Annotated in this window: 16 protein-coding genes and 4 pseudogenes; 6 read left to right on the top strand and 14 right to left on the bottom strand. The window is 71.8% G+C overall.

Annotation, left to right across the window (positions count from 1 at the left end):
- The first annotated feature begins 33 nt into the window (after nucleotides 1-33).
- Together ACIQAK_RS08715 and pyk are read left to right on the top strand one after the other, a co-directional pair.
- A complete protein-coding gene (locus ACIQAK_RS08715) occupies nucleotides 34-1,245 on the top strand; it encodes an acetate kinase (protein ID WP_366387818.1) in 1,212 nt (403 codons plus the stop codon).
- Between the two features lie 104 nt (nucleotides 1,246-1,349).
- Entirely contained in the window at nucleotides 1,350-2,777 is a 1,428-nt protein-coding gene (gene pyk, locus ACIQAK_RS08710; protein ID WP_366387545.1) for a pyruvate kinase, read from the top strand.
- Nucleotides 2,778-2,910: 133 nt separating this feature from the next.
- On the opposite strand, the gene ACIQAK_RS08705 is transcribed toward pyk, so the two are convergent.
- The 4 genes from ACIQAK_RS08705 to ACIQAK_RS08690 all read right to left on the bottom strand — a co-directional run bounded on the left by ACIQAK_RS08705 (nucleotide 2,911) and on the right by ACIQAK_RS08690 (nucleotide 7,125).
- The gene (locus ACIQAK_RS08705; RefSeq protein ID WP_366387544.1) at nucleotides 2,911-4,239 is read right to left on the bottom strand and encodes a hypothetical protein; all 1,329 of its coding nucleotides are present in this window, start codon (nucleotides 4,237-4,239) and stop codon (nucleotides 2,911-2,913) included.
- Complete coding sequence (locus ACIQAK_RS08700) at nucleotides 4,229-4,798, bottom strand: DUF6114 domain-containing protein (RefSeq protein ID WP_366387543.1); 570 nt, start codon at nucleotides 4,796-4,798, stop codon at nucleotides 4,229-4,231. The genes ACIQAK_RS08705 and ACIQAK_RS08700 overlap by 11 nt, the downstream gene beginning before the upstream one ends.
- Nucleotides 4,799-4,894: 96 nt before the next feature.
- On the bottom strand, nucleotides 4,895-5,536 hold the full coding sequence (locus ACIQAK_RS08695) for a DUF6230 family protein (RefSeq protein ID WP_366387542.1): 642 nt from the start codon (nucleotides 5,534-5,536) through the stop codon (nucleotides 4,895-4,897).
- Nucleotides 5,537-6,156: 620 nt separating this feature from the next.
- Nucleotides 6,157-7,125, bottom strand: coding sequence for a tetratricopeptide repeat protein (locus ACIQAK_RS08690; RefSeq protein WP_366387541.1), 969 nt, complete (start codon nucleotides 7,123-7,125; stop codon nucleotides 6,157-6,159).
- A gap of 404 nt (nucleotides 7,126-7,529) precedes the next feature.
- Here ACIQAK_RS08690 and ACIQAK_RS08685 point away from each other — a divergent pair, with 404 nt between their 5' ends.
- Entirely contained in the window at nucleotides 7,530-8,156 is a 627-nt protein-coding gene (locus ACIQAK_RS08685; protein ID WP_366387540.1) for a TetR/AcrR family transcriptional regulator, read from the top strand.
- A 49-nt stretch (nucleotides 8,157-8,205) separates the two neighbouring features.
- Here the strand turns inward: ACIQAK_RS08685 and ACIQAK_RS08680 are convergent, their stop codons facing one another.
- Together ACIQAK_RS08680 and ACIQAK_RS08675 are read right to left on the bottom strand one after the other, a co-directional pair.
- Complete coding sequence (locus tag ACIQAK_RS08680; RefSeq protein ID WP_366387539.1) at nucleotides 8,206-9,213, bottom strand: GDP-mannose 4,6-dehydratase; 1,008 nt, start codon at nucleotides 9,211-9,213, stop codon at nucleotides 8,206-8,208.
- Nucleotides 9,210-9,791 (bottom strand): annotated as a pseudogene (locus ACIQAK_RS08675) (UDP-N-acetylglucosamine--N-acetylmuramyl-(pentapeptide) pyrophosphoryl-undecaprenol N-acetylglucosamine transferase); the annotation flags it as partial. The pseudogene ACIQAK_RS08675 and the gene ACIQAK_RS08680, both read right to left, overlap by 4 nt.
- On the opposite strand from ACIQAK_RS08675, the pseudogene ACIQAK_RS08670 reads away from it, so the two are divergent.
- Nucleotides 9,778-10,269, top strand: a pseudogene (locus tag ACIQAK_RS08670) (response regulator transcription factor); the annotation flags it as partial. The pseudogenes ACIQAK_RS08675 and ACIQAK_RS08670 sit on opposite strands and share 14 nt — an antisense overlap.
- Nucleotides 10,266-11,674: pseudogene (locus ACIQAK_RS08665) on the top strand (sensor histidine kinase). The pseudogenes ACIQAK_RS08670 and ACIQAK_RS08665, both read left to right, overlap by 4 nt.
- 334 nt (nucleotides 11,675-12,008) lie before the next feature.
- On the opposite strand, the gene ACIQAK_RS08660 reads toward ACIQAK_RS08665, so the two are convergent.
- The 3 genes from ACIQAK_RS08660 to ACIQAK_RS08650 form a co-directional block, all read right to left on the bottom strand.
- Nucleotides 12,009-13,709: a methylmalonyl-CoA mutase family protein gene (locus tag ACIQAK_RS08660; RefSeq protein WP_366387538.1), complete on the bottom strand. Its 1,701-nt coding sequence runs from the start codon at nucleotides 13,707-13,709 to the stop codon at nucleotides 12,009-12,011.
- A 75-nt stretch (nucleotides 13,710-13,784) separates the two neighbouring features.
- The gene (locus tag ACIQAK_RS08655) at nucleotides 13,785-14,111 is read right to left on the bottom strand and encodes a DUF3817 domain-containing protein (protein ID WP_366387537.1); all 327 of its coding nucleotides are present in this window, start codon (nucleotides 14,109-14,111) and stop codon (nucleotides 13,785-13,787) included.
- 55 nt (nucleotides 14,112-14,166) lie between these two features.
- Nucleotides 14,167-14,676, bottom strand: a complete 510-nt coding sequence (locus tag ACIQAK_RS08650; RefSeq protein ID WP_366387536.1) for a MarR family transcriptional regulator — start codon at nucleotides 14,674-14,676, stop codon at nucleotides 14,167-14,169.
- A gap of 366 nt (nucleotides 14,677-15,042) precedes the next feature.
- Here ACIQAK_RS08650 and ACIQAK_RS08645 point away from each other — a divergent pair, with 366 nt between their 5' ends.
- Entirely contained in the window at nucleotides 15,043-16,092 is a 1,050-nt protein-coding gene (locus ACIQAK_RS08645; protein WP_366387535.1) for a glycoside hydrolase family 6 protein, read from the top strand.
- 96 nt (nucleotides 16,093-16,188) lie between these two features.
- Here ACIQAK_RS08645 and ACIQAK_RS08640 read toward each other — a convergent pair whose 3' ends face one another.
- The 5 genes and pseudogenes from ACIQAK_RS08640 to ACIQAK_RS08620 all read right to left on the bottom strand — a co-directional run.
- Entirely contained in the window at nucleotides 16,189-18,471 is a 2,283-nt protein-coding gene (locus ACIQAK_RS08640) for a catalase (RefSeq protein ID WP_366387534.1), read from the bottom strand.
- 76 nt (nucleotides 18,472-18,547) lie between these two features.
- A complete protein-coding gene (locus ACIQAK_RS08635; RefSeq protein WP_366387533.1) occupies nucleotides 18,548-19,486 on the bottom strand; it encodes an SDR family oxidoreductase in 939 nt (312 codons plus the stop codon).
- A gap of 148 nt (nucleotides 19,487-19,634) precedes the next feature.
- Complete coding sequence (locus tag ACIQAK_RS08630) at nucleotides 19,635-21,590, bottom strand: galactose oxidase-like domain-containing protein (RefSeq protein WP_366387532.1); 1,956 nt, start codon at nucleotides 21,588-21,590, stop codon at nucleotides 19,635-19,637.
- A gap of 3 nt (nucleotides 21,591-21,593) precedes the next feature.
- The gene (locus ACIQAK_RS08625) at nucleotides 21,594-23,417 is read right to left on the bottom strand and encodes a cellulose synthase catalytic subunit (RefSeq protein ID WP_366387531.1); all 1,824 of its coding nucleotides are present in this window, start codon (nucleotides 23,415-23,417) and stop codon (nucleotides 21,594-21,596) included.
- A gap of 173 nt (nucleotides 23,418-23,590) precedes the next feature.
- Nucleotides 23,591-23,752 (bottom strand): annotated as a pseudogene (locus ACIQAK_RS08620) (thiamine-binding protein); the annotation flags it as partial.
- Between the last annotated feature and the right edge of the window lie 48 nt (nucleotides 23,753-23,800).

The raw sequence follows: 23,800 nt of genomic DNA, 5'->3' as shown, positions 1-23,800 counted from the left end.
ACTCCCTCCGGAAACGAAAGCACGGCAGCCACTGTGGAACCGCATCGCGTACTCGTCCTCAACTCCGGCTCCTCCTCGGTGAAGTACCAGCTGCTCGACATGCGCGACCGCTCGCGGCTGGCCTCCGGCCTGGTCGAGCGGATCGGCGAGGAGACCTCGCGCCTGGTGCACACCCCGCCGGCCGGCGGCGGTGCCGAGCCGCGCGAGCGCACGGGCCGGATCGCGGACCACGAGGCCGCCCTCAAGGCGGCGGCCGAGGAGCTGACGGCGGACGGGCTCGGCCTCGACTCCCCCGAACTCGCCGCGATCGGGCACCGGGTGGTGCACGGCGGGCAGAAGTTCAGCGAGCCGACCGTGATCACCGACGAGGTGCTGAAGGAGATCGAGCGCCTCGTCCCGGTCGCCCCGCTGCACAACCCGGCCAACATCACCGGCATCCGTACGGCGCAGGCGCTCCGCCCGGACCTGCCGCAGGTCGCGGTCTTCGACACGGCGTTCCACACGACGATGCCGGAGTCGGCCGCGCGGTACGCGATCGACGTGGCGACCGCCGACGCGCACCGTATCCGCCGCTACGGCTTCCACGGCACCTCGCACGCGTATGTCTCCCGCAGGACGGCGAAGCTGCTGGGCAGGGCTCCCGAGGACGTCAACGTCATCGTGCTGCACCTGGGCAACGGGGCGTCCGCATCGGCGGTCGCTGGCGGGCGGTGCGTGGAGACCTCCATGGGGCTGACCCCCTTGGAGGGGCTCGTGATGGGTACGCGCTCCGGGGACATCGATCCGGCGGTCGTCTTCCACCTCAAGCGGGTGGCGGGCATGTCGACGGACGAGACCGATGTCCTGCTGAACAAGAAGAGCGGGCTGGTCGGGCTCTGCGGCGACAACGACATGCGGGAGATCCGCCGCCGGGTGGACGAGGGCGACGAGCAGGCCGCGCTCGCCTTCGACATCTACATCCACCGGCTGAAGAAGTACATCGGCGCGTACGCGGCGGTGCTCGGCCGGGTGGACGCGGTGGTGTTCACGGCGGGGGTCGGGGAGAACTCGGCCCCGGTGCGGGAGGCTGCCGTCGCGGGTCTGGAGGAATTCGGCCTCGCGGTGGACGCCGGTCTCAACGCCGTACGGTCCGGCGAGCCGCGGCTGATCTCGCCGGAGCACGCGCGGGTCGCGGTCGCCGTGGTGCCGACGGACGAGGAGCTGGAGATCGCCGACCAGACCTTCGCACTCGTCGGAACTCCTTGAGCCCTCGGTCTCGGACGGGTCGACAACTGAGCACCCCCGCGCCCCTTTGTATCTTCCACCAGACGGAATATTCCGCAGCGAAACAAACCGATAGGATCCGCCTCATGCGCCGTTCCAAAATCGTCTGCACCCTCGGTCCCGCCGTCGACTCCCATGAGCAGCTCGTCGCTCTGATCGAGGCCGGCATGAGCGTGGCCCGTTTCAACTTCAGTCACGGCTCCCACGAGGAACACCAGGGCCGGTACGACCGTGTCCGCAAGGCGGCCGCCGAGAGCGGCCGCGCGGTGGGCGTGCTCGCCGACCTCCAGGGCCCGAAGATCCGGCTGGCGAAGTTCGCCGAGGGTCCGGTCGAGCTGGTCCGCGGGGACGAGTTCACCATCACCTCCGAGGACGTCGCCGGGGACAAGTCGATCTGCGGCACGACCTACAAGGGTCTGCCCGGCGACGTCGCCAAGGGCGACCCGATCCTGATCAACGACGGCAACGTCGAGCTGAAGGTCATCGAGGTCGTCGGCCCCCGGGTCAAGACCATCGTCATCGAGGGCGGTGTCATCTCCGACCACAAGGGCATCAACCTGCCCGGCGCGGCGGTGAACGTCCCGGCGCTCTCCGAGAAGGACGTCGAGGACCTGCGCTTCGCCCTGCGGATGGGCTGCGACCTGGTCGCCCTCTCCTTCGTCCGGGACGCGAGCGACGTCAAGGACGTGCACAAGGTGATGGACGAGGAGGGCCGCCGGGTCCCCGTCATCGCCAAGGTGGAGAAGCCGCAGGCGGTCGAGCACATGGAGGGCGTCGTCATGGCGTTCGACGGTGTGATGGTGGCCCGTGGCGACCTGGCGGTGGAGTACCCGCTGGAGAAGGTCCCCATGGTGCAGAAGCGCCTCATCGAGCTGTGCCGCCGCAATGCCAAGCCGGTGATCGTGGCGACCCAGATGATGGAGTCGATGATCACCAACTCGCGGCCGACCCGCGCCGAGGCGTCCGACGTCGCCAACGCGATCCTGGACGGGGCGGACGCGGTCATGCTGTCCGCCGAGTCGTCGGTGGGCGCGTACCCGATCGAGACGGTCAAGACGATGTCGAAGATCGTCTGCGCCGCCGAGGAGGAGCTGCTCTCCAAGGGCCTGCAGCCGCTGGTCCCCGGCAAAAAGCCCCGTACGCAGGGCGGTTCGGTGGCCCGGGCGGCCTGCGAGATCGCGGACTTCCTGGACGGCAAGGCACTGGTCGCCTTCACCAAGTCGGGCGACACCGCCCGCCGCCTCTCCCGCTACCGCGTGGCCCAGCCGATCCTGGCCTTCACCACGGACGAGGCCACCCGCAACCAGCTCGCGCTGAGCTGGGGCGTCGAGTCGTATGTCGTCCCGCACGTGGACAACACCGACGCCATGGTCGACCTGGTCGACGCGGAGCTGCTGAAGCTGAACCGCTACAACAACGGCGACACGATGGTCATCACGGCCGGTTCGCCTCCCGGCATCCCCGGCACCACGAACATGGTCCGGGTGCACCACCTGGGCGGCGAAGAGGGCTAGTCCACCGCTGCGACCGAGCCCGAGGGGCGCGGACCCGCCGTACTCGGCGACAGATGACCGTGGGCCGTACCCCACCTGAGGGGTACGGCCCACGGCCCTGTGCGGCTCCCGGACGGGACCGGGTGGCGGCGGGCTAGCGCTTGCCGCCGTCGAGGTAGTTCCGCAGCCCCGGGACTGTGAGCGAGCCGCCGAACTGGCCTGCCTGGACCACCCTCACGTTGGTGAAGAAGGCGAAGGGCACGTTCAGCGGCGGCGGGGTCTGCGGGTTGAAGGTGATCGGGATGAGGCCGAAGAGGTTGCCCTTCAGCTCCTCCGTGTACATCGTCACCGTGCCGTTGCGGATCGTCGACGTGGAGCCCGGCCGGGATTTCACATGGCCCGTCGTGCCCGCCGGGCCGGTGGTGAGCTGGTGGAGGTCCTTGATGTCGATGGAGCTCGCGGTGAACTTGAGCACCTTCTTGATCGAGCCGTCCGCCCTCTTCACCTCGACGATGCCTTTGTAGTCCAGGCCGTTGAGCGTGAGCAGCGAGGACTCCAGGATCCACGGGTCGCTCGGGAGCAGCGGGAGGCCGGGCTCCAGGGACGCCGCGGCGAGCGCCTCCGGGTCGGGTTCGGGGCAGGGGAACCGGGGCTTGGCGCCGTCCGGGATGTCCTCGTCCTTCTTGGGGTCGAGTCCCTTGACGTCCTCGTCGAGCTCCTCGACGTCCTGGCCCGCCTTGTCGGCCGCCTCGCGGATGGCGTCGGCCGCCTTGTCGGCCTCGTCCTTCGCCTTGTCCGAGGAGTCCTTCGCCGGGTCGGAGGAGCCCTGCGCCGGGTCCTTCGGCTTGTCGGCCGGTCCGGTGGACCCGGCCGTGGGGCTCGGGGAGGGGCTCGCCGTCGCGTCGGGCTTCTCCTCGGCCTCGTCCTTGTTCTTGTCCGGCCCGTCGAGGAGGTCCTTGAGGGCGTCGCCCAAGCCGAGCGGGTCGAGGGGGTTCTTCGACTTGGCGGGCGCCGGGGTGGCGCTCGGCTCCCCGGCGGGCTGGTGCACCGGGTCCTTCGCCGCGTCGGGCTTCTCGCCGGCCGCCGGGTCCTCGGTGGCCGTGCCGCTCTCCGTGGGCCTCGGGGTCGGGCTGTCGTCCCGGCCCGGCTCCTCGCCCTTGTCCGGCTCGTCCGTGGGCGTCGCCGACGGGGACGGGGTGGCCTGCGGGGACTCGGACGCGTCCGGCTCGTCGGACCGGGTGACGCACGGTCCCGGTGCGAAGGGGATGTCGGGGTTGCCGTCGGCCATGGCGAGCTTGGGCGTGAGGCCCATGCCCACGAAGACCGCGGTCGGCATCGCGGCGAGCGCGAACGCCTTCTTGCCGCTCGGCATGTGCAACTTGGTCAGCAGCGACTTCTTCGGGGCCGCGTGGCGGGGGCCCTTGCGCTCGCGGAGGTCCTCGCCCGGGTGGGCGTCCGTCCGCCGTCCGTCGTCACCCCGCACGATGTGTCCCCCCGTCGTAGCCGGGGGCCGCGTCGTACTCGCCCGCCTGCTGCTGCGGAACGGCCGCGCCGTGCAGGGCGCCGTCGGCGTACCCGTTCTCCGGCTGCTGCTTGTCCAGCGACAGGGGAGCCGCGGTCCGCGGGGCCGCCTCGTCCGCCTGCGGCCGGCCCGGCGCCCAGGAGATGGACAGGGCTCCGCCGGTGATCGCAAGGAGGAACCCGATCACGAAACCGCCGATGTTGGCGACGGGTATGGAGATCAGCGCGAGGAGGATGGCCGCCACCCCGGCGAAGACCCGCACGATGTGGTGGAACCACATGGTCAGGCCCAGCGTGATGAGCAGGGCCCCGATGATGAGGGATGCGGCGCCGGCGGTGGTGGACATCGCCAGCGTCATGTTGCCGAGGTGGAGATCGGCGTACGGGAAATAGGCGATGGGCGCACCGCCCAGCATGGTGAACAGACCCGCCCAGAACGGCCGGTTACCCCGCCAGGTACGGAATTCCCGCCGGTAGACGGTGAGGTTGTGCTCGTTCTGCCCTGTGGACTCGGGGCTCATGGAAAACAGCTCCCTGGAACCGGTACTGCTGTGAGAAGAGAAAGGGTGGGCGGCCGGAAAGCCCCGCCGGGACGCTCCGGCCACCCGGGCGAGTGCTTAGAAGCACTCCTTGACGCCCTTGTGCAGCTTCAGGCTCAGGTTGCTGAGCTTGAAGGTGCCGGCGGTGGTCGCCCACGCCGTCTGCTTCACGTCGGTCAGGGTGGCCTTCTGGGCCCGCTGCGCGAAGCCGTTGGGGTTGACCCCCTTCTCGGTCCCGGGCTGGATACCGGGCGCGCCGACGGAACCGGCCGCGACACCGATGTCGATGTTCTCGAAGTAGGCGTCGGCGTCGAGCTGCGCGACGTCCAGGTAGAGGTTGGTCGCCTCGACCGGCTTCTTCGGGTCCGTACCCGCGGACAGCTGCAGGCTCACACTGCCGATGCCGAAGGGCACCTTGGGCGTGACCACCGACTGGCACATGTTGGTGATGGTGGCCTTGCTGAAGCCCGACACCGCGACCGGGTGCGCGGCCTGGTCGCCCTCAAGGTCCTTGCCGACGGCGACGCTGCCGTACTGGACGAAGTTCTCGCCCACCAGCTTGTCGGTCCTGACCTTGAAGCTCTGGCCGGACACGCTGAAGGACGCGGCGAGCGCTCCCTGCGCCAGACCGACACCCACCGCCGCCGTGGCGACGACGCTCGGCACCATGACCAGAGCGAAACGCTTCCATCTCGTCCCACCGCGAACCTGGGAACTCATAACTTGCTCCTTCTTCTCGGACGTACATCTCCGGCCGGGTGTCGAACCCGTCCTGGGATGGGAGAAGTGCTACGTCCTCGGGAAGGGGAGCGCCCGCAGACAGAGGCATGGACCGCATCCGCTGCACCGGCGTTCACCCCCGAGCGACAAACCACTGACCGCACGTGTGTGCAGCCGATCGGACAGGCCCCGTCTGTCGACGGGAACCCCCCTGTCCACGGCCGGCACCACTGCCGCCGGCCCACTCGGTGGGGACCCAACAGGCCCTTCGGCACCGGCTGGAGGCCGGGCTGAAGGTATGGGACCGAGCGTGGCCGATCGTGGTGCATTCGGAGCCGCCGCACAAGGGGGTTCGTTACTTGCCAGTAACGACCTGATAACCACGCCGCGACCGGGCGACACCGCGCAGCCACACAGGGTGGCACGAAAGGGACAGCGAAAAGCCGGGAAAGATACCGGAAACAGGACAGAGCGAGCCCGCCGACTTACTGCCAGTAACAGCCGGTCGCTTTGTCAAGTTTTGGTAAAGCGGGGATGTCTCTTGGCGCGCGGACGGCAAAACGGCCGCGATACCCGAGGGGTGTCACGGCCGTCTTGTCACATCGGAACAATCGGCGCGGTCAGAACAGGACGCGCGCCAGCGCGGTGCGGGCGCCGGTGACCCGGGGGTCCTCCGGGCCGATCACCTCGAAGAGCTCCAGCAGCCGCAGCCGGGCGGTGTCGCGGTCGTCGCCGGTGTTGCGGCGGACCGCCTCGACGAGCCGGCCGAAGGCGTCCTCGACATGGCCGCCGACCAGATCCAGGTCGGCGGCGGCGACCTGGGCGCTCACATCGCCCGGGTTGTCCGCGGCTTCCTTGCGGACCGCCTGGGGGTCCATGCTCTGGACCCGGCCGAGCAGCTCCGCCTGGGCCAGGCCGAGCTTGGCCTCCGGATTGCCCGGGTCGTCGGTCAGCACGTTCTTGTACGCCTGCACGGCGCCGCCGAAGTCGTTGGCGTCGAGCGCGGAGGCGGCGGCCTCCAGCAGGGCGTCGTACGGGCCGGCCGGCACCTCGGCCGGGGCCGCGTCCGCTGCGGCGTCCGGGTCGACGGCGATCCCGGTGAGGCCGAACCGCTCCTCGCCCACCTGGATCAGCTGGTCGAGCGTCTCGCGGATCTGGGCCTCGGGGGCCGCGCCCTGGAAGAGCGGGAGGGCCTGCCCGGCGACGACGGCGAAGACCGCCGGGATGCCCTGGATACCGAACTGCTGCATCAGCATCTGGTTGGCGTCGACATCGACCTTGGCCAGCAGGAAGCGGCCGTTGTACTCGACGGCCAGGCGCTCCAGCAGGGGGCCCAGCTGCTTGCACGGCTCGCACCACTCGGCCCAGAAGTCGATGACGACCGGGACCTCGGCGGAGCGTTGCAGGACATCGCGCTCGAAGCCTGCTTCATCGACGTCGATCACCAGGGCGGTGGGCGCGATCGCACCGGTGCCCCCTGTGCGGGCGGCCTGCGCACGGGCCTGCTCCGCCTTGGCCTTGGCCTCGCCGGCCGCCTTGACAGCGGCGAGGTCGACGACGCCGCTCATGGACATGTTCCTAGGCTGCATACGTACATCCTCCCCCCTGGGCACGCCGTTCCGGAAAGCGATACGGGAACCGACCCGGTCCGCGGCACCGGCCGGTGTGCCGGGCGGGCGGACGAAGACGGTTCCGGGGGCCCTGAAGAACCCCGGCGGGGCTCCGAAAAGACCCCGGTGGGCCCCTGAAAGGCCCGGGTGGGACCGTCCGGATCCCCATCCGGCCGGTCCGTGCGGCTCCGGGTCCCCACCCGGCGCCTCGTGGCTGTCGCTCGTTCGTTCCGTGGCGTACGGGGGCGGGCCTGCCGCTCCCTTACGCTACGACCCGTAGCGTAACTGCCGAGCGGCCCCCCGGAACAGGCCACCTCGGTGATCTGTCTCACGGAACCCGGGGTGGAACGACCATCCCTACCGGCCGGTATGGTCGCCGCATCATGAGCCACGCCGAGCCCCCGACCACGCGAACAGGACGTCCGCGCTCCATCGCGGCCGATGCCGCGATCCTGGAGGCGACGCGCGCGTCCCTGGTCGACCTCGGCTGGTCGAAACTGACCATGGGCGATGTGGCGACCCGGGCGGGCGTCGCCAAGACGACCCTCTACCGGCGCTGGACGGGCAAGAACGAGCTGGTGGTGGACGCGGTCGCCGTGCTCTTCGACGAGCTGGAGCTCCCCGACCGGGGCAGCCTGGCCGCCGATGTGCAGGGGGTGGTGCTCCAGTTCGCCGCCCTGCTGGAGCGGCCGGAGACCCGGACCGCGCTGATGGCGGTGGTCGCCGAGTCCACCCGCGACGACTCGCTGCGCCGCCGCATCCGCTCGGCCATCGTGGACCGGCAGAAGCGGCTGGTGCTCCTCGGCCGGGAACGCGCCCAGGCCCGTGGCGAGCTGCGGTACGAGGACGACGCCTCGGCCGCCGCCCGCAACGCGGACCTGATCTTCGATGTGATCGCCGGAGCCGTGGTGCACCGCACGTTGGTCAGCGCCGAGCCGGTGGACGCCGAGTGGGCGAGCGGCTTCACCACGCTGCTGCTGCTGGGGCTGGCCGGCGCCCAGACGGGGTAGGGCCTGCTCTTCGGACCGAGCCCGGCGTTGTCCGGACGAAAGTCCCTCGTCAGACCTGGTAGCGCCCCGGCGCGAAGAGGTGCAGGTGCTCCGCCACCCAGGCGTAGGTGCGCTCCAGGCCCTCCTCCAGGGTGACTTCGGGCTCCCAGCCCGCCCACGCCCGGGCCCGGGTGTTGTCCGAGAGCAGCCGGTGCACCTCGCTGCCGGAGGGCCGCAGCCGCGCCGGGTCCACGACCACCTCCGCGTCCCGGCCGGAGGCGGCGATGAGGGCCTTCGCCAGGTCCCCGACGGAGATCTCCCGGCCGGTACCGAGGTTGACGCTCTCCCCCAGGGCCCGGTCGCAGTCGGCCAGCGCCAGGAAACCGGCGGCGGTGTCGGTGACGTAGGTGAAGTCGCGGGTCGGGGTCAGGGAGCCGAGCCGGATCTCCCGCGCCCCGGAGTGCAGTTGGGCCAGGATCGTGGGGATCACCGCGCGGGCCGACTGGCGGGGCCCGTAGGTGTTGAACGGCCGCACGACCGTCACCGGCAGCTCGAAGGCGTGCCAGTGGGAGAGCGCCATCATGTCCGCGCCGATCTTGGAGGCGGAGTACGGCGACTGCGGCTGGAGCGGGTGGTCCTCACCGATCGGAGCCGTCAGGGCACTGCCGTAGACCTCGCTGGTGGAGGTGTGCAGCAGGCGCCGGACGGAGTGGCGGCGGCAGGCCTCGGCGATGTTCTCGGTGCCGACGACGTTCGTCCGTACGTAGGCGCCCGGCGAGTCGTAGCTGTACGGGATGCCGATGAGCGCGGCGAGGTGGAAGACCGTGTCGCAGCCCGCCACCGCGTCCATCACCCTGCCCGCGTCACCGACGTCCCCGGCGATCATCTCGACGGGGCTGTGCGGGTCCTGGAGGTAGCGGGCGAGGTGGCCCTTCTCCGCGTACGGCTTGTAGTGGACGAACGCCCGCACGCGCGCGCCGCGTTCGACGAGCAGGTCCACGAGGGTGGAGCCGATGAAGCCCTCGGCTCCGGTGACGAGGACGGTGCGGCCGGTCCAGTCGATGGTGGTGCTGGTCATGGGGTGAACTCCCTTTCGCCGGCGGGTTGTACGGCGAGGCGGATGACGGTCTCGGCGAGCAGGTCGGCGGCGCGGGCGTGGTTGCCCGGGTCGGCCGCCCGGCCCATCACGGCCAGCCGGGCCGGGTCCGCGAGCAGCGGGTCGATCAGTTCAGCCAGCCGGTCGGCGGTGGTCCCGGCGTCGGGGACGAGATGGGCGGCACCGGCGTCGGACAGGACCCGGGCGTTGTGGGTCTGGTGGTCGCCGGGAGCGTGCGGGTACGGGACGAGGACGGCGGGCACCCCGGTCGTGGCGAGTTCCGCGACGGTGGCCGAGCCGGCCCGGCAGACCACCAGGTCGGCCACCGCGTAGGCGAGGTCCATCCGGTCCAGGTAGGGGACCGCCTGGGCGACGGGGCCGGCGACCGCGTCGGGCCCGTGGGGGTGCCCGGCAGTCGCCACCCCCGCCTCCGCCAGCTTCCGACGGGTCTCCGCGAGCGCGGCCGGGCCCGTCTTGATGAGCAGGTGGACGTCCGCGCGGCCCCGCCAGCGGGCGGCGAGGCCCACGGCGGCGGCGGTGAGGCGGGTCTGCCGGAGGCTGCGGGCGATGGAGGACCGGACGCCGGTGCTGGTGCTGACCGCGCTGTCCTCGGTGGCCGAGCGGGTGGACGGCCTGGAGGCGGGGGCCGACGACTATCTGGTGAAGCCGTTCGCGCTGGACGAACTGGTGGCGCGGGTGAGGGCGTTGCTGCGGCGGGCCGCGCCACCCGCCCCGGACGGGGACCTGGCCTTCGCGGATCTGACGCTGGACCCGGCGACGCGGACCGGGCGGCGCGGCGGCCGCCCGGTGGAGTTCTCCCGGACCGAGGCCGCCCTGCTGGAGCTGCTGCTGAGGCACCCGGGCCAGGTGCTCCCGCGTGAGGTGATCCTGGAGCGGGTCTGGGGCCAGGACTTCGGCCCCGTTTCCAACTCGCTCGCGGTGTACGTGGGTTACCTGCGCCGCAAGCTGGAGGCGGGCGGTGAGCCTCGGCTCGTCCACACCGTGCACGGGCTCGGCTACCGGCTGGACGTCGTGTGAGCGGGGTGCGCAGGCTGGGCGCCCGCTGGCGGCGCGGGCGGCCGTTGCGGACCCGGCTGGCACTGGCGGCCTCGGCGGCGGTGGCACTGGTCGCGGTCGGGGTGTGCGCGGCGGCGTTCTTCGTCATCCGCTACGAGTTGCTGCACCAGCTGGACCTGTCCCTGACCCAGTCGGCGACCCGGGTGGTCCAGGAGAACCGGGGCGAGGGCCCGGGAATCGTGGCCGGCGAGTGCCGTTTCCTCTCCGCGCCCGCCTGCGCCCAAGTGGTCCCGGCCGACCCGGCGGCGGACCCGGAGGCCGGGTATCTGCTGCCCGTCTCCGCCCCCGTACGGGAGGTGGCGGCGGGGGCGAGGGCCCCGTACTTCAGCAATGTCACCCGTCTCGGGCAGTCGCTGCGGATGCTGACGACCCCGTTCGGGGACGGGCGGGCGCTCCAGGTGGCGCTGCGCGCCGACCCGGTGGAGCGGGGTGTGCGACAGGCGGCGGCGCTGCTCGCGGCGGTCGGCGGGGCGGGCGTGCTGCTGGCGGGGCTGCTGGGGTACGCGGTCTCGCGGACGGGCCTGGCCCCGGTGGCCCGGCTGACCTCGACCGCCGAGCGGATCGCGTCGACCCGGGACCCGCGCCACCGCATCGAGCTGCCGCCGGGGCCGCCGGGCCGGCAGGACGAGGTGACGCGCCTCGCCGCCAGCTTCAACACGATGCTCGGGGAGCTGGAGGAGTCGGTGAGCGCCCAGCGCCGGCTGGTCGCGGACGCCTCCCACGAGCTGCGGACCCCGCTGACCGCCCTGCGCACCAACGCGGAGCTGCTGGCCCGGGCGGACCGCCTGACGCCCGCGCAGCGCGAGCGGGCGTCGGGCGCGCTGGGGCGGCAGATCCGGGAGGTGACCGGGCTGGTGAACGACCTGATCGAGCTGGCCCGGGACGAGGAGCCGCTGCCCCTCCTGGAGGAGGTGCGGATCGCGGAGCTGGCGGGGCACGCGGTGGCCACGGCCCGTACGCACTGGCCGCGCGTCCGGTTCGAGCTGGAGGTGGGGCCGGGCGCGGCGGAGACGACCCGGCCCGGGGTCCCGGCGCGGCTGGCCCGGCTGCTGACCAACCTGCTGGACAACGCGGCCAAGTTCAGCCCGCCGGACGCGCCGGTGGAGGTGGCGCTGAGCGCGTACGGGGACGGGGGCGGGCTCGGGCTGACGGTCCGGGACCACGGGCCGGGGATCTCGGCCGAGGACCTCCCGTACGTCTTCGACCGCTTCTACCGTGCCGAGGCGGCGCGCGCCCTGCCCGGCTCGGGGCTGGGGCTGGCGATGGCCCGGCAGATCGCCCGCGCGCACGGGCCGAACTGACGGCCAGCGCGGCGCCGGGGGGCGGGGCGCTGTTCACGGTGGTGTTCGGCGGGGAGGGTCCGTAGAGCAGGGCGCAGTGGAGCCCCGGCCCGTGGAGCAGGGCGAGCCCCGGCCCGTAGAGCCGGGAGCAGGGGAGCCCCGGCCCGTGGAGCAGGACGAGCCCCGGCCCGTAGAGCCGGGAGCAGGGGAGCCCCGGCCCGTGGAGCAGGGCGAGCCCCGGCCCGTAGAGCCGGGAGCAGGGGAGCCCCGGCCCGTGGAGCAGGGCGAGCCCCGGCCCGTGGAGCCGGGCGCAGTGCGGCCCCGGCCCGTAGAGCCGGGCGCAGGGAGCCCCGGCCCGTGGAGCAGGGCGCAGGGGAGCCCCGGCCCGTGGAGCGGGGCGAGCCCTCCCTCCGTAGAGCCTCAGAACCCCGGCGGCTCCGTGTACGTCCCCCACTCCTCGCGCAGCGCCTCACAGATCTCGCCGAGCGTGGCCTCGGCCCGTACCGCGTCGAGCATCGGCGCGATCATGTTCGAGCCGTCGCGGGCGGCGGCCAGCATCGTGTCCAGTGCGGCGCTCACCTTCGCGTCGTCCCGGGCGGCCTTGCGGGCGCCGAGCTGGCTCACCTGGTCGCGCTCGACCTCATGACTGACCCGGAGGATCTCCAGGTCGCCGGTGACCGAGCCGTGGTGGACGTTGACGCCGACGACCCGCTTGTCGCCCTTCTCCAGGGACCGCTGGTACTGGAAGGCGGACTCGGCGATCTCGCCGGTGAACCAGCCGTCCTCGATGCCGCGCAGGATGCCGGAGGTCATCGGCCCGATGGGGTGCTGCCCGTCGGGATGGGCCCGGGTGCCGCGCTCCTTGATCTGGTCGAAGATCTTCTCGGCCTCGGCCTCGATCCGGTCGGTGAGCTGCTCCACGTACCAGGAGCCGCCCAGCGGGTCGGCCACATTGGCGACGCCGGTCTCCTCCATCAGCACCTGCTGGGTGCGCAGCGCGATCTCGGCGGCCTGCTCGGAGGGGAGCGCCAGGGTCTCGTCCAAGGCGTTGGTGTGGAGCGAGTTGGTGCCGCCGAGGACGGCGGAGAGCGCTTCGACCGCCGTGCGGACGACGTTGTTGTACGGCTGCTGCGCGGTGAGGGAGACCCCGGCGGTCTGGGTGTGGAAGCGCAGCCACTGCGCCTTGTCGGTCTTCGCGCCGTAGGTCTCCTTCATCCAGCGGGCCCAGATGCGGCGGGCGGCGCGGAACTTGGCGATCTCCTCGAAGAAGTCGAGGTGCGCGTCGAAGAAGAAGGAGAGCCCGGGGGCGAAGGTGTCGACGTCCAGGCCCCGGGAGAGGCCGAGCTCCACGTAGCCGAAGCCGTCCGCGAGGGTGTACGCCAGCTCCTGCGCGGCCGTCGCCCCGGCCTCGCGGATGTGGTAGCCGGAGACGGAGAGCGGCTTGTAGGCGGGGATGGAGCGGGCGCAGTGCTCCATCAGGTCACCGATGAGGCGCAGGTGGGGCTCGGGCTGGAAGAGCCACTCCTTCTGCGCGATGTACTCCTTGAAGATGTCGGTCTGGAGCGTGCCGTTGAGCACCCCCGGGTCGACGCCCTGGCGCTCGGCGGCGACCAGGTACATGCAGAAGACGGGGACGGCGGGGCCGCTGATCGTCATGGAGGTGGTGACGTCACCGAGGGGGATGTCCTGGAACAGGATCTCCATGTCGGCGGCGGAGTCGATGGCGACCCCGCAGTGGCCGACCTCGCCCAGTGAGCGCGGCTCGTCGGAGTCGCGGCCCATCAGGGTCGGCATGTCGAAGGCGACGCTGAGGCCGCCGCCGCCCGCGGCCAGGATCATCTTGTAGCGCTCGTTGGTCTGCTCGGCGTTGCCGAAGCCGGCGAACTGGCGGATGGTCCAGGTGCGGCCCCGGTAGCCGGTGGGGTGCAGCCCGCGGGTGAAGGGGTACTCCCCCGGCCAGCCGATCCGTTCGAATCCCTCGTAGGTGTCGCCGGGGCGGGGCCCGTACGCGGGCTCCACCGGGTCCCCGGAGAGCGTGGTGAAGTCCGCGTCACGCTTGCGGGCCTTGTCGTAACGGGCCTGCCAGCGGAGGCGGCCTTCCTCGATCGCGTCAGCGTCCATACTTCGAATTTACTAGGACGTCCTAGTAAATGTCGATGGCAAACCGCCCGGCGCTTCGGCGCGGGGCGGTCGGGGTCAGACCTTGGCGGGCGCGGCCGCGGGCTCGGTGACCAGAGCGCGCGCCTCACGGCTGACCTTCGGCTCGACGAAGAAGGAGGCGAAGGGGATGCAGCCGGCCGCCAGCACCCACAGGAGCTTGCCGAACGGCCACTTCGCCTTGGAGCCGAGGTCGAAGGCGAAGATGACGTAGACGATGAACAGCACGCCGTGGATCTGGGAGATCAGCATGGTGTCGCCGACCTCGAACCCGTACTTCGCAATGATCGCCGCCGTGAACACGAGCAGCCAGATGGCGGTGACGTAGGCCATCACCCGGTAGCGGGTGAGCACGTTCTGTTTCATGCACACGAGCGTAACCGGGCGATCCGAGCGATCTTCGCGCGCCCCCCGGGCGCGCTCACCCCTCGTCGAAGTCCTGCGCAGCCACCCGCAGCGGCCGGAGCATGGCGAAGATCTCCGCGCACTCCTCGGCGTCGTACACCCCGAGCCCGAAGTCCATCGCCACCAGGTCCGCCGTCGCCGACTCGACGACCTCGCGCCCCTTGTCGGTGATGGAGGCGAGCGTGCCACGGCCGTCGTTGGGGTTGGGGCGCTTGCTCACCAGACCGGACCTCACCAGCCGGTCCACGGTGTTGGTGACCGAGGTGGGGTGCACCATCAGCCGCTCGCCGATCTTCGACATCGGCAGCTCGCCGGCCTTGGAGAAGGTCAGCAGCACCAGCGCCTCGTAGCGGGCGAAGGTCAGACCGTACGGCTTGACGACGGCGTCGACCTCGGCGAGCAGGATCTGCTGGGCCCGCATGATCGAGGTGATCGCCCCCATGGAGGGCACGGGCCCCCAGCGCTGGTGCCAGAGTTCCTCGGCACGGGCGATGGGGTCGAAAGGAAGGCTGAGCGGCTTCGGCACGGCACCGACCTTACCGACTGGTCACATGCCGGTCAGCCCCGTCTCGTCCTTCGGTATCGGACGTCTGTCCAGGGGCCGTTCGGCGGATCTCGGCGACGACGGGGAGCGTCCGGGCGGTAGCGAGGATTCCGGATCCGACGAGTGGGCCGCGCCGGGGGAATCGCACCCGGGAGAGCTTTCCGACGGGTCGGACTCAGGGCCCCGCCCGGTTACCGATGGTGTCGCGGCGCCACTCCCGGTGACCGCCATGTCACGATTGCTGGCGCTTCCCTGTGCGCAGCCGTGCCGCTGTGCCGTCCCGGCGTGCCGTCAGCGCACGCGTGCCCGTTCCCGTGTCCGTGCGCCACCGTCGTCCGAGGGGGCTGGATGTCCGGCCGCAGCACCATCGCCCACGTCTCCGGAGTCTTCCGCGCCTTCCCGGTCCTCGCCGCCGTCACTCTGGCGGCCACCCTCACCGCGGGCTGCTCCTCGCCGGGGGGCGCGAGCCCCACGGCCGCCGAGGCCGACCCCGTACGCGGCGAACCCGCGCCGAGCGCCGCGTCCCCCTACTGGGTGGACCCGGACAGCGACGCGGCCCGGCAGGTCCGCGCCTGGGACCGGGCGGGCCGGGCGGCGGACGCGAAGGCCCTGCGGCGGATCGCCGACCGGCCGGTGGCGCTCTGGCCCGCCTGGGACGGCCCGGCGCCGGAGATCCGGGCCGCCGCGAAGGCCGCGGCCCGCACGGACAAGAGCCTCCTGCTCGTCGCGTACAACATTCCGCACCGCGACTGCGGGCTGTACTCCGCGGGCGGGGCGAGTGACGCGGGCGCCTACCGGTCCTGGATCGGGGAGTTCGCCGACGCCATCGGCAACGCCCCGGCGACCGTGGTGCTGGAGCCCGACGCCCTCCCGCACATCGCGGACGGCTGCACCCCGCCCGAGCACCACGCCGAGCGCTACCAGCTGCTCTCCGAGGCGGTGGACACGCTCAAGGCCAAGCCGCGGACCAAGGTCTACCTGGACGCGGGCAACCCGGACTGGATCAAGGAGCCCGGCAAGATCGCGGAACCGCTGCGGCAGGCCGGGATCGACCGGTCCGACGGCTTCTCGCTGAACGTCTCCAACTTCCAGTCGAACGCGAGCGTGCGGGAGTACGGGGCCCTCCTCTCCGACGCCGTCGGCGGCGCGCACTACGTGATCGACACCAGCCGCAACGGCGGCGGCCCCCTGACCGGGGACCGCGCCGAGGCCTGGTGCAACCCGCCGGGCCGGGCGCTCGGTACGCCCCCGAGCACCGACACCCGTGACGACCGCCTGGACGCCTACCTGTGGATCAAGCGGCCCGGCGAGTCGGACGGCACCTGCCGGGGCGGACCCGAGGCGGGCATCTGGTGGCCGGAGTACGCGCTGGGACTGGTCCGTCGCGCGAAGCTTTGAGGTTTCGCGCGACGGGCCGGTCCAGGCGGACAGCCGGCGGGCGGCCGTCCTGGCGGCCGGGACAGCCGGCGGGCGGCCGGGACAGCCGCCACGGGATCAGATCTGCGGGGTGAACCGCTCCCAGACACGGTGGACGCCGAGGAGTTCGGTGATGCCCCGCAGTACGGCGACGCCGCTGTCGGCGGTCACCACACCGGGCGCGCCGGCGGGTACGCCGGCCGGTGCGAGGACGCTGTCCCCGCCGGCCCAGGCGCCGATGGCCTTGCCGTGGCGGAACGCCTCGTTCACCAGGAGCAGGGCCCGGGGATCGGTGACGGCTTCCGCGGCGCCGCCGGGGTTGTCGGCCTTGGCGTCCCTGGCGCCCGCCGCGTCGCCGCCGGGGCCGGGCGCTCCGGCGAGCAGGACGGCGTCGAACTCGACGGAGCGGGCCGTGGCGAAGGTGCGCTGGACGGTGACGGGGTCGCCGTCCGCGTCGAGCTTGCCGCCGGCCGGGGCGATGACCAGGGGCACCATCCCGGCGTCGAGCACCGCTTGCCGGACGGCGCGTACGCCGTCCAGGTCCGCGGCCGCGTCGGCGACGATGCCGATGATCCGCCCGTCGAGCGGCCACACACCGCCCAACTGGGAGAGCGCCGGGCTCGGCTCCGGGTCGGTGAGCTGCGAGTCCGGGCCGGGAGCGGGCAGACCGAGCCCTGCGGCGACCTCCTCGCAGAGCCGGCCGTCGATGCGGGCGAGCACGGTCAACGCCCTTTCCTTGATGGCCTGCTCGTAGCACTTGCCGAGCTCGAAGGTGTAGGCGGCGACGATGTGATCGCGCTCGACCGGGGTCATGCTCAGCCAGAACTGGCGGGGCTGGCCGAAGTGGTCGTCGAAGGAGGCGGGCTGCTCCCGGACCTTGCGGCTCGCGGCCACCGCGGCCGGCACCTCGACGAACGCGCCGGTGTCCCCGCCCGCGAGGAACGGGCAGCCGCCGTCCAGGGAGTTGGGCCGGTAGGGGGCCACACCCCGGTGGACCGCGGTCTGGTGCATGCCGTCGCGCAGCATGTCGTTGACCGGAGCGTGGGTGCGGTTGATCGGCAGCTGCCCGAAGTTGGGGCCGCCGAGCCGGCTGATCTGGGTGTCCAGGTAGGAGAACAGGCGCCCTGCCAGCAGCGGGTCGTCGGTGACGTCGATGCCGGGCACCAGATGGCCGCTGTGGAAGGCGACCTGCTCGGTCTCGGCGAAGTAGTTCGACGGATTGGCGTTCAGGGTCATCAGACCGATCGGCTGGACCGGGGCCAGCTCCTCGGGCACGATCTTCGTCGCGTCGAGCAGGTCGATGCCCTCGAACGTCTGGTCCTCGGTGTCCGGGAAGGCCTGCACGCCCAGCTCCCACTCGGGGAACGCGCCCGCCTCGATCGCGTCGGCCAGGTCCCGGCGGTGGAAGTCCGGATCCACCCCCGCCGCGATCTGCGCCTCCTCCCACACCAGGGAGTGCACGCCGAGCTTGGGCTTCCAGTGGAACTTCACCAACGTCGTGGCGCCGGCGGCGTCGACGAGGCGGAAGGTGTGGACGCCGAAGCCCTCCATCATCCGGTAGGAACGCGGGAGGCCCCGGTCCGACATGTTCCACAGGGTGTGGTGGGTCGCCTCGGTGTGCAGGGTGACGAAGTCCCAGAACGTGTCGTGGGCGCTCTGCGCCTGCGGGATCTCCCGGTCCGGGTGCGGCTTGCCGGCGTGGATGACGTCGGGGAACTTGATCGCGTCCTGGATGAAGAACACCGGGATGTTGTTGCCGACCAGGTCGAAGACCCCTTCGTCGGTGTAGAACTTCGTGGCGAACCCCCGGGTGTCGCGCACCGTGTCGGCCGAGCCCCGCGAGCCCAGCACGGTCGAGAACCGCACGAACACCGGGGTCTCGACGTCCTTCGCCAGGAACGCCGCCTTGGACAGCTCCGACGCCGTGCCGTAGCCACGGAAGACTCCGTGCGCGGCCGCCCCCCGCGCGTGCACGACCCGCTCCGGAATGCGCTCGTGGTCGAAGTGGGTGATCTTCTCCCGCAGGTGGTGGTCCTGCAGCAGCACCGGGCCGCGCGGGCCCGCCTTGAGCGAGTGGTCGGTGTCCGCGAGCCGGACACCCTGCGCGGTGGTCAGAAAGGCGCCGCTCTGCGCGCTGCGCGCGGGGTCCGCGCCCGTGGGCTGCCCCGTCGGGCCGACCGTCTCCGGGCCGCTCTGGTCGGGCTTCGGCGGCAGGGGTTCCTGGGGGTCCGTGGGTTCCCGCACGGACGGTGGGACCACGGCCGGTTTCCCGGGCACGCCGCCCTCGGGACCACCGGCGCCCAGCACGGCGTCAGCAGCCTTCTCGGCGGCGGCTCGCAGGGGATTCTTCTTCGGACTCATGCGTACACCCTTCTTGTGCCTGTCTGGTCTCGTGCCGGTCCGGCGGGGAACACCTGAGGGGGTCCGGACGGGGGCTCTACCGGTCGCGTGGCGGCGAGGAGCGGGAGGCCTGGTACGAGTCCCAGTCCGCCCGCCCCCCTATGCCCAGGACCTCGACGGGGGAGGACAGCGAGTCGCTGGGCAGGCTCCGGAGCTCGCGCCGGGTGATCCGGGCGACGAGCGCGGGGAACAGCGGGCGCAGTGGCTGGCACCAGCGCAGCCACGGGGGCGCGTAGATGTGCGGGGCGCGGTGGGTGATGCCCCGGGTGAGCCACCGGGCCACCTGGTCGGGGGTGTGCACGCGGCGGGCGGGGCGGGGCTGGTTGCGTCGCAGGGCCGCCAGGACGGGGTGGTCGTCGATGCCGTCGAGCATGTCGGTGCCGGTCCAGTGCAGGTAGGCGATGCCGACCTGGACGCCGTCCGGTTCGACCTCCCCGCGCAGCGCCAGGGCGAAGGACTCCGCTCCCGCCTTGGAGGCGCAGTAGGCGCTCATCATGGGCGCGGCGCCGAACGCGGCCGTGGAGGCGACCTGGAGGAAGTAGCCGCCCGTCGCGGTGAGCTGGGGCAGAAACGCGCGGGCGGTGTTGGCGGAGCCGGTGAGGTTGACGTCGATGACCCGTTGCCAGAGTTCGGCGGCCGTGCGGTCGAAGGGCCCGCTCACGGCGATGCCGGCGTTGGCCACGACCACGCCGGCGGGGCCGAGTTCGGCTTCCACCCGGCGGGCGGCCTCGGCGAGAGCCGTACGGTCGGTGACATCGGCGTCGATACAGATGGTCGGGCCGGGCAGCGACGCGGCGGCCTCCCGCAGGGTCGCCCGCTCCCGTCCCAGCAGGGCGACCCGCATCCCCGCGTCGGAGAGGCTTCGCGCGAGGGCTTCGCCGATGCCACGGGCGGCACCGGTGACGACCGCGACCCGGCCGTGCAGCGGGTGGGTGGGCGCACGGTGGCTCGGGCGCCCGCCAGGGGTGTCGTGCATCGTCTCTCCTCGCTCCCGCGCCGGGACCGGCACAGGCGTGTCCGCCCCCTCGCCACCGTCAGGCCGCCGGCCGGTGTCCGCAACCGGATGTCGGCCGGGTGGCGGGGCGGGCGGTGGCGAGGGGGCGGGTCCGCGGAGCGGTCCGGGTTCAGCCGGCCTTGACCCACTTCGCCTCCGACGGGACGCCGTCGGTGTCGGTGACGAAGAGCATGTACCAGCCGGGCGGCACCAGCGTGGCGTCGTCCGGCACGCTCAGGCTCACCTCGCCGCTCCCCTTCGTCAGGCCCAGCTCGATGGAGCGCTGCTCCACGTCCGTGGTGTGCGTGACGGCGCTCGGCCGCATCAGCCGGGCCGTGGCGATCCGGTCCGCGTCGGCGGTCTCGAAGGTGACCCTCGCGCCGCGCTCGACCGCCTGCGGGCCGTCCCCGATCACCGGGCGCGCGTCCTTGCCGCGGTGCAGGGCGGGCGGGGTGTAGACCTCCATGCGCTGCTCGAACTTGCCGAGCTTGGTGTTGTCCTTGTCGCCGTAGAGCGAGTCGGACCCGAAGGTGGCGACCCGGCCGTCGGGCAGCAGCAGCGCCTCGGAGTGGTAGTTGCGGCCCACCGTCGGCTCGGCCGCCTCCGTGAAGCTGCCGGTCTTCGGGTCGTAGGACTGCGCCTTGAGGATGTTGCTGTTCCCCCGGCCCCGGTAGTCCTTCGATCCCCCGCTGGTGAAGACGGTGTCGTCCGGCATGATCACGCTGTTGAGGTAGCGGGTGCCCTGCGGCAGGTCGGGTCCCGGCCGGAAGGCCGGACTGGCCTGCTTGAGGTCGATGACGGCCGTGCGGGCGGTGGACTTCTTGGACTCGCCGACCCCGCCGCCGCCGAGGACCATCACCTTCTGGTCCTGCGCGGGCGGCAGCAGCAGGGAGGCCGCCGTCTCCAGTTCGTCGGTGTCGGTCAGCCCGGGGACCTTGGTGAAGGTGTTCTTCCCGATGTCCCAGATCCCGGGGTCGCGGCCCTTGTCGGCGGGGCCGTAGCCGGCGTTGGCGCCCGGGTAGAAGAGCTTGCCGCCCTTGGTGAGGAAGAGCGCCGGGTAGGTCGGGAAGTAGTGGGAGGGGCCCTTGGTCCACTTCTTGGTCTTCGGGTCGTAGACCTCGTTGTCGCCCGGCAGGATCGCGCCGACGTCGTCGAGACCGGAGACGGCGAGCACCCGGCCGTCCTCCAGGCCGACGAGCGTGGGGTACCAGCGGGCCTCCTTCATCGGATCGACCTTGATGTACTTCTCCGCCGTCGGGTCGAACTCGTAGGCCGCCCTGATCCCCTGGAAGTCCTGCTTGTCCATGGTGATCTTCTCGGCGAGCCCGTAGGAGTTGTCGGCCTCCCTGCCCTTCAGCCCGACGATCTCGTACTGGGCGGCGTCGGTCGCCACCGCCTCGGGGCCGTCGTCCACCGCCTCCACGAAGACCCGCTGCTCGGCCGCCGTCACCTTCGTCTTCCACGGCTTCATCTGGCCGCTCTCGAAGTAGTCGACCTCGAACTCGCGCTTCGCCCTGGGCACGGTGACGTCGAACTTGGCGGCGTACTCGACGCCGGAGGGCGAGCGGAAGACCGTGCCCTTCTTCAGCTTCAGCGGCTTGTCCGGGTTCTCGTTCTTCACCCGCATCCCGCCGCCGGCCCGCTTCACCTTGTCGTCCAGGACCTCGTAGCGGGCGGTGCCGCCGGCGATCAGCAGCCGCCCGTCGGGGAGCTGCGCGTGGCCGCCGCAGAAGAAGTCCTCGGGGGTGGGGATCTTCTGGAAGGTGTTCTCGGCCGGGTCCCACAGCACGGTGTCGAAGGTGCCCGCGTCGAAGTTCTTCTCGTCGTTGCCGGAGCCCGCGACGATCAGCACCTTCCCGGTGTGCAGGAGCGCCGCGTGGATGGCGTTGGTCCGGTACTCCTCCGGGATGTCGACCCGCTCCCAGGAGCCGTACTCCGCCTTGTAGCCGGGCTGGGCGATCTTGTACGCGTGGTACTGGTCCTCCGCGAAGGAGAGCGCCGCCGGGGCGTTGAGCCCGACGAGCACGACCACGGCGCCACCGCTGAGGAGCGTCTTCCTCATCTTCTTCGAAGGCCGGTAGGACATGGGTCAGTTCCCTCCTGCGGTCGTGGTGGCGGTGGTACCGGCACTCGCGCCGCTGGTCGCCGGGGCGCCGGTCGTGGTGGTGAGGTACGTCGGCTCGGGCGGCGGCTGTACGGGGGTGGGCGCGGGGGCGGGGACGGTGCCGCGGGCCCGCTCACCGCGGTCCTGCCACTGGGTCCAGGCCCACACGGCGACCGGGGACAGGGATATCCCGAGGCCCAGCGTCGCCCAGGTCCGCATCGCGGCGTGGGTGTGGCCCAGGAAGACGGAGGCGGCGAGCGAGGAGAGCAGGACCGCGGCCCAGACGAGGTGGATACGGAAGGTGAGCAACCGGTCCGGGGAGACCCGGCCGCCCTTGGGCGTGACGACGAACCGGCCGTCGGTGCGCAGCACGGCCGAACCGAGCGACTTGAGGTAGATCGGCGCGGAGAGCGCGGACATGGCCATCCCGGCGAGGCCGCCGGAGCCCTCGGGTTCGTGCGGGGAGACGTTGTGCCGCCGGTTCCACAGGTAGAGCCCGATCTGGAGGGCCGCCGCGTCGCTGTAGAGCATCAGCCAGATGGAGGCGGCGACCTGGGTGCCGGAGGCCCCGAACCAGAGGAAGAGCACGCAGCTGAGTACGCCGAGCAGCCAGTTGACGGCGGTCATCGGGTAGTAGACGAGCATCAGCGTGTAGCTGAGGAGCCGGCCGGGCGGCACCCGGAACAGCGCCTTGCCGTACTGCTGGAACAACGTCTCGTACGTCCCCCGCGACCAGCGCAGCTGCTGGGTGAAGAAGTCCGTCCAGGAGGCGGGCCCCTCGCCGACGGCCAGCACGTCGGGGGTGTAGACGGAGCGCCAGTAGCGGCCGGTGAGGGGGTTGCGGCGGCGGTGGATCTCGAAGCCGGTCGCCATGTCCTCGGTGATCGAGTCGTAGAGGCCGCCGACCTGCCGTACGGCGGCGACGCGGACGACGTTGTTGGTGCCGACGAACATCGGGGCGCCGTAGCGGTTGCCCGCGCGCTGGATCAGCGCGTGGAAGAGGAACTGCTGCGATTCGGCGGCCTTGGTGACGGCCGAGTCGTAGTTCCCGTACACCTGCGGTCCGACGACGAAGGCGACGTCCGGGTCGCGGAAGTAGCCCAGCATCCGCTCCAGGAAGTTGGGCATCGGCACGTGGTCGGTGTCGACGGAGGCGAAGAAGTCGTAGTCGTCGCTGTGCAGGGCGATCCAGGCGTTGTAGTTGCCGTGCTTCGTCTTCGCCTTGTGGACGCCCTTGTCACGGTTCCACTCCGGCACCCCGCGCCGGGTGAAGTGGTGCACGCCCAGCTCGGCGCAGAGCATCCGGGCGGCGGGGTCGTCGCCCTCGTCCAGGAGCCAGACGTCCAGCGGCCCGGGGTGCGTGAGGCGCACCGCGCCCTTCAGGGTGGCGCGCACCATGGCGAGCGGTTCCTTGCCGGGGACGTACGTGGTGAGGAAGGCGACCCGGGTGCCCGGCTCGGGCGTCACGGGCACCGGGTCCCGGGCGACCATCGTCGCGTGTGCGATGGAGGCCACGTTGACCAGCATGAATATCTCGATCAGGCCGATCGAGACCAGCATCACGGCGTCGGCGACGACGAGCCACCGCTCCCCGTTCTCCCGCTCGGTCCAGTGCGTGGGCCAGACCAGGTAGAGCAGCAGGACCCCGGTGAGCACCGGGGCGAGCGTCATCAGGAGCACGGCCCTTATTCGGTGCTTCTCCGTCGAGAGCAGGGATCGGTACCGGACTCGGTATCCCGTCGGGTCCGGCTCGGTGAGCGGACCCGCGAGCCGGCTGTAGGTGTCGTAGTCGTAGCCCTCCGACCGCACCGTGCCTCCCACTGTCGAACGGGTTGATATCCCCACAGAAGGGGACGGGCAACGGCGTGTCGACCTGACAGGTCCGAGTGAGGGGTTTTCGATCCGGAGCCGGAGAAGCCCCCGGCCGTGTGGCGGCGGGGGCTCAACGGGTGAACGGGGTGCGACGGGCGCCGAACGGTCCGTCAGGGGGCCAGGTAGCGCTCCACCGTGTCGACCTTCGAGGTCAGGCCGTCGGTGACACCGGGCCGGATGTCGGCCTTCAGTACCAGCGAGACGCGTCCCGCGCGGGCTTCGACGGCGGCCACGGCACGCTTGACGACGTCCATGACCTCGTCCCACTCCCCCGAAGGTGCTCACCTCTGAGCACATAGGGTCATGAGTGAGGATGGAGC

This window comes from Streptomyces sp. NPDC088706, assembly GCF_044752765.1.
GTDB lineage: Bacteria > Actinomycetota > Actinomycetes > Streptomycetales > Streptomycetaceae > Streptomyces.
Note: the sequence above shows the minus strand (reverse complement) of the source record. Positions and strands in the feature narration are given on the sequence as shown.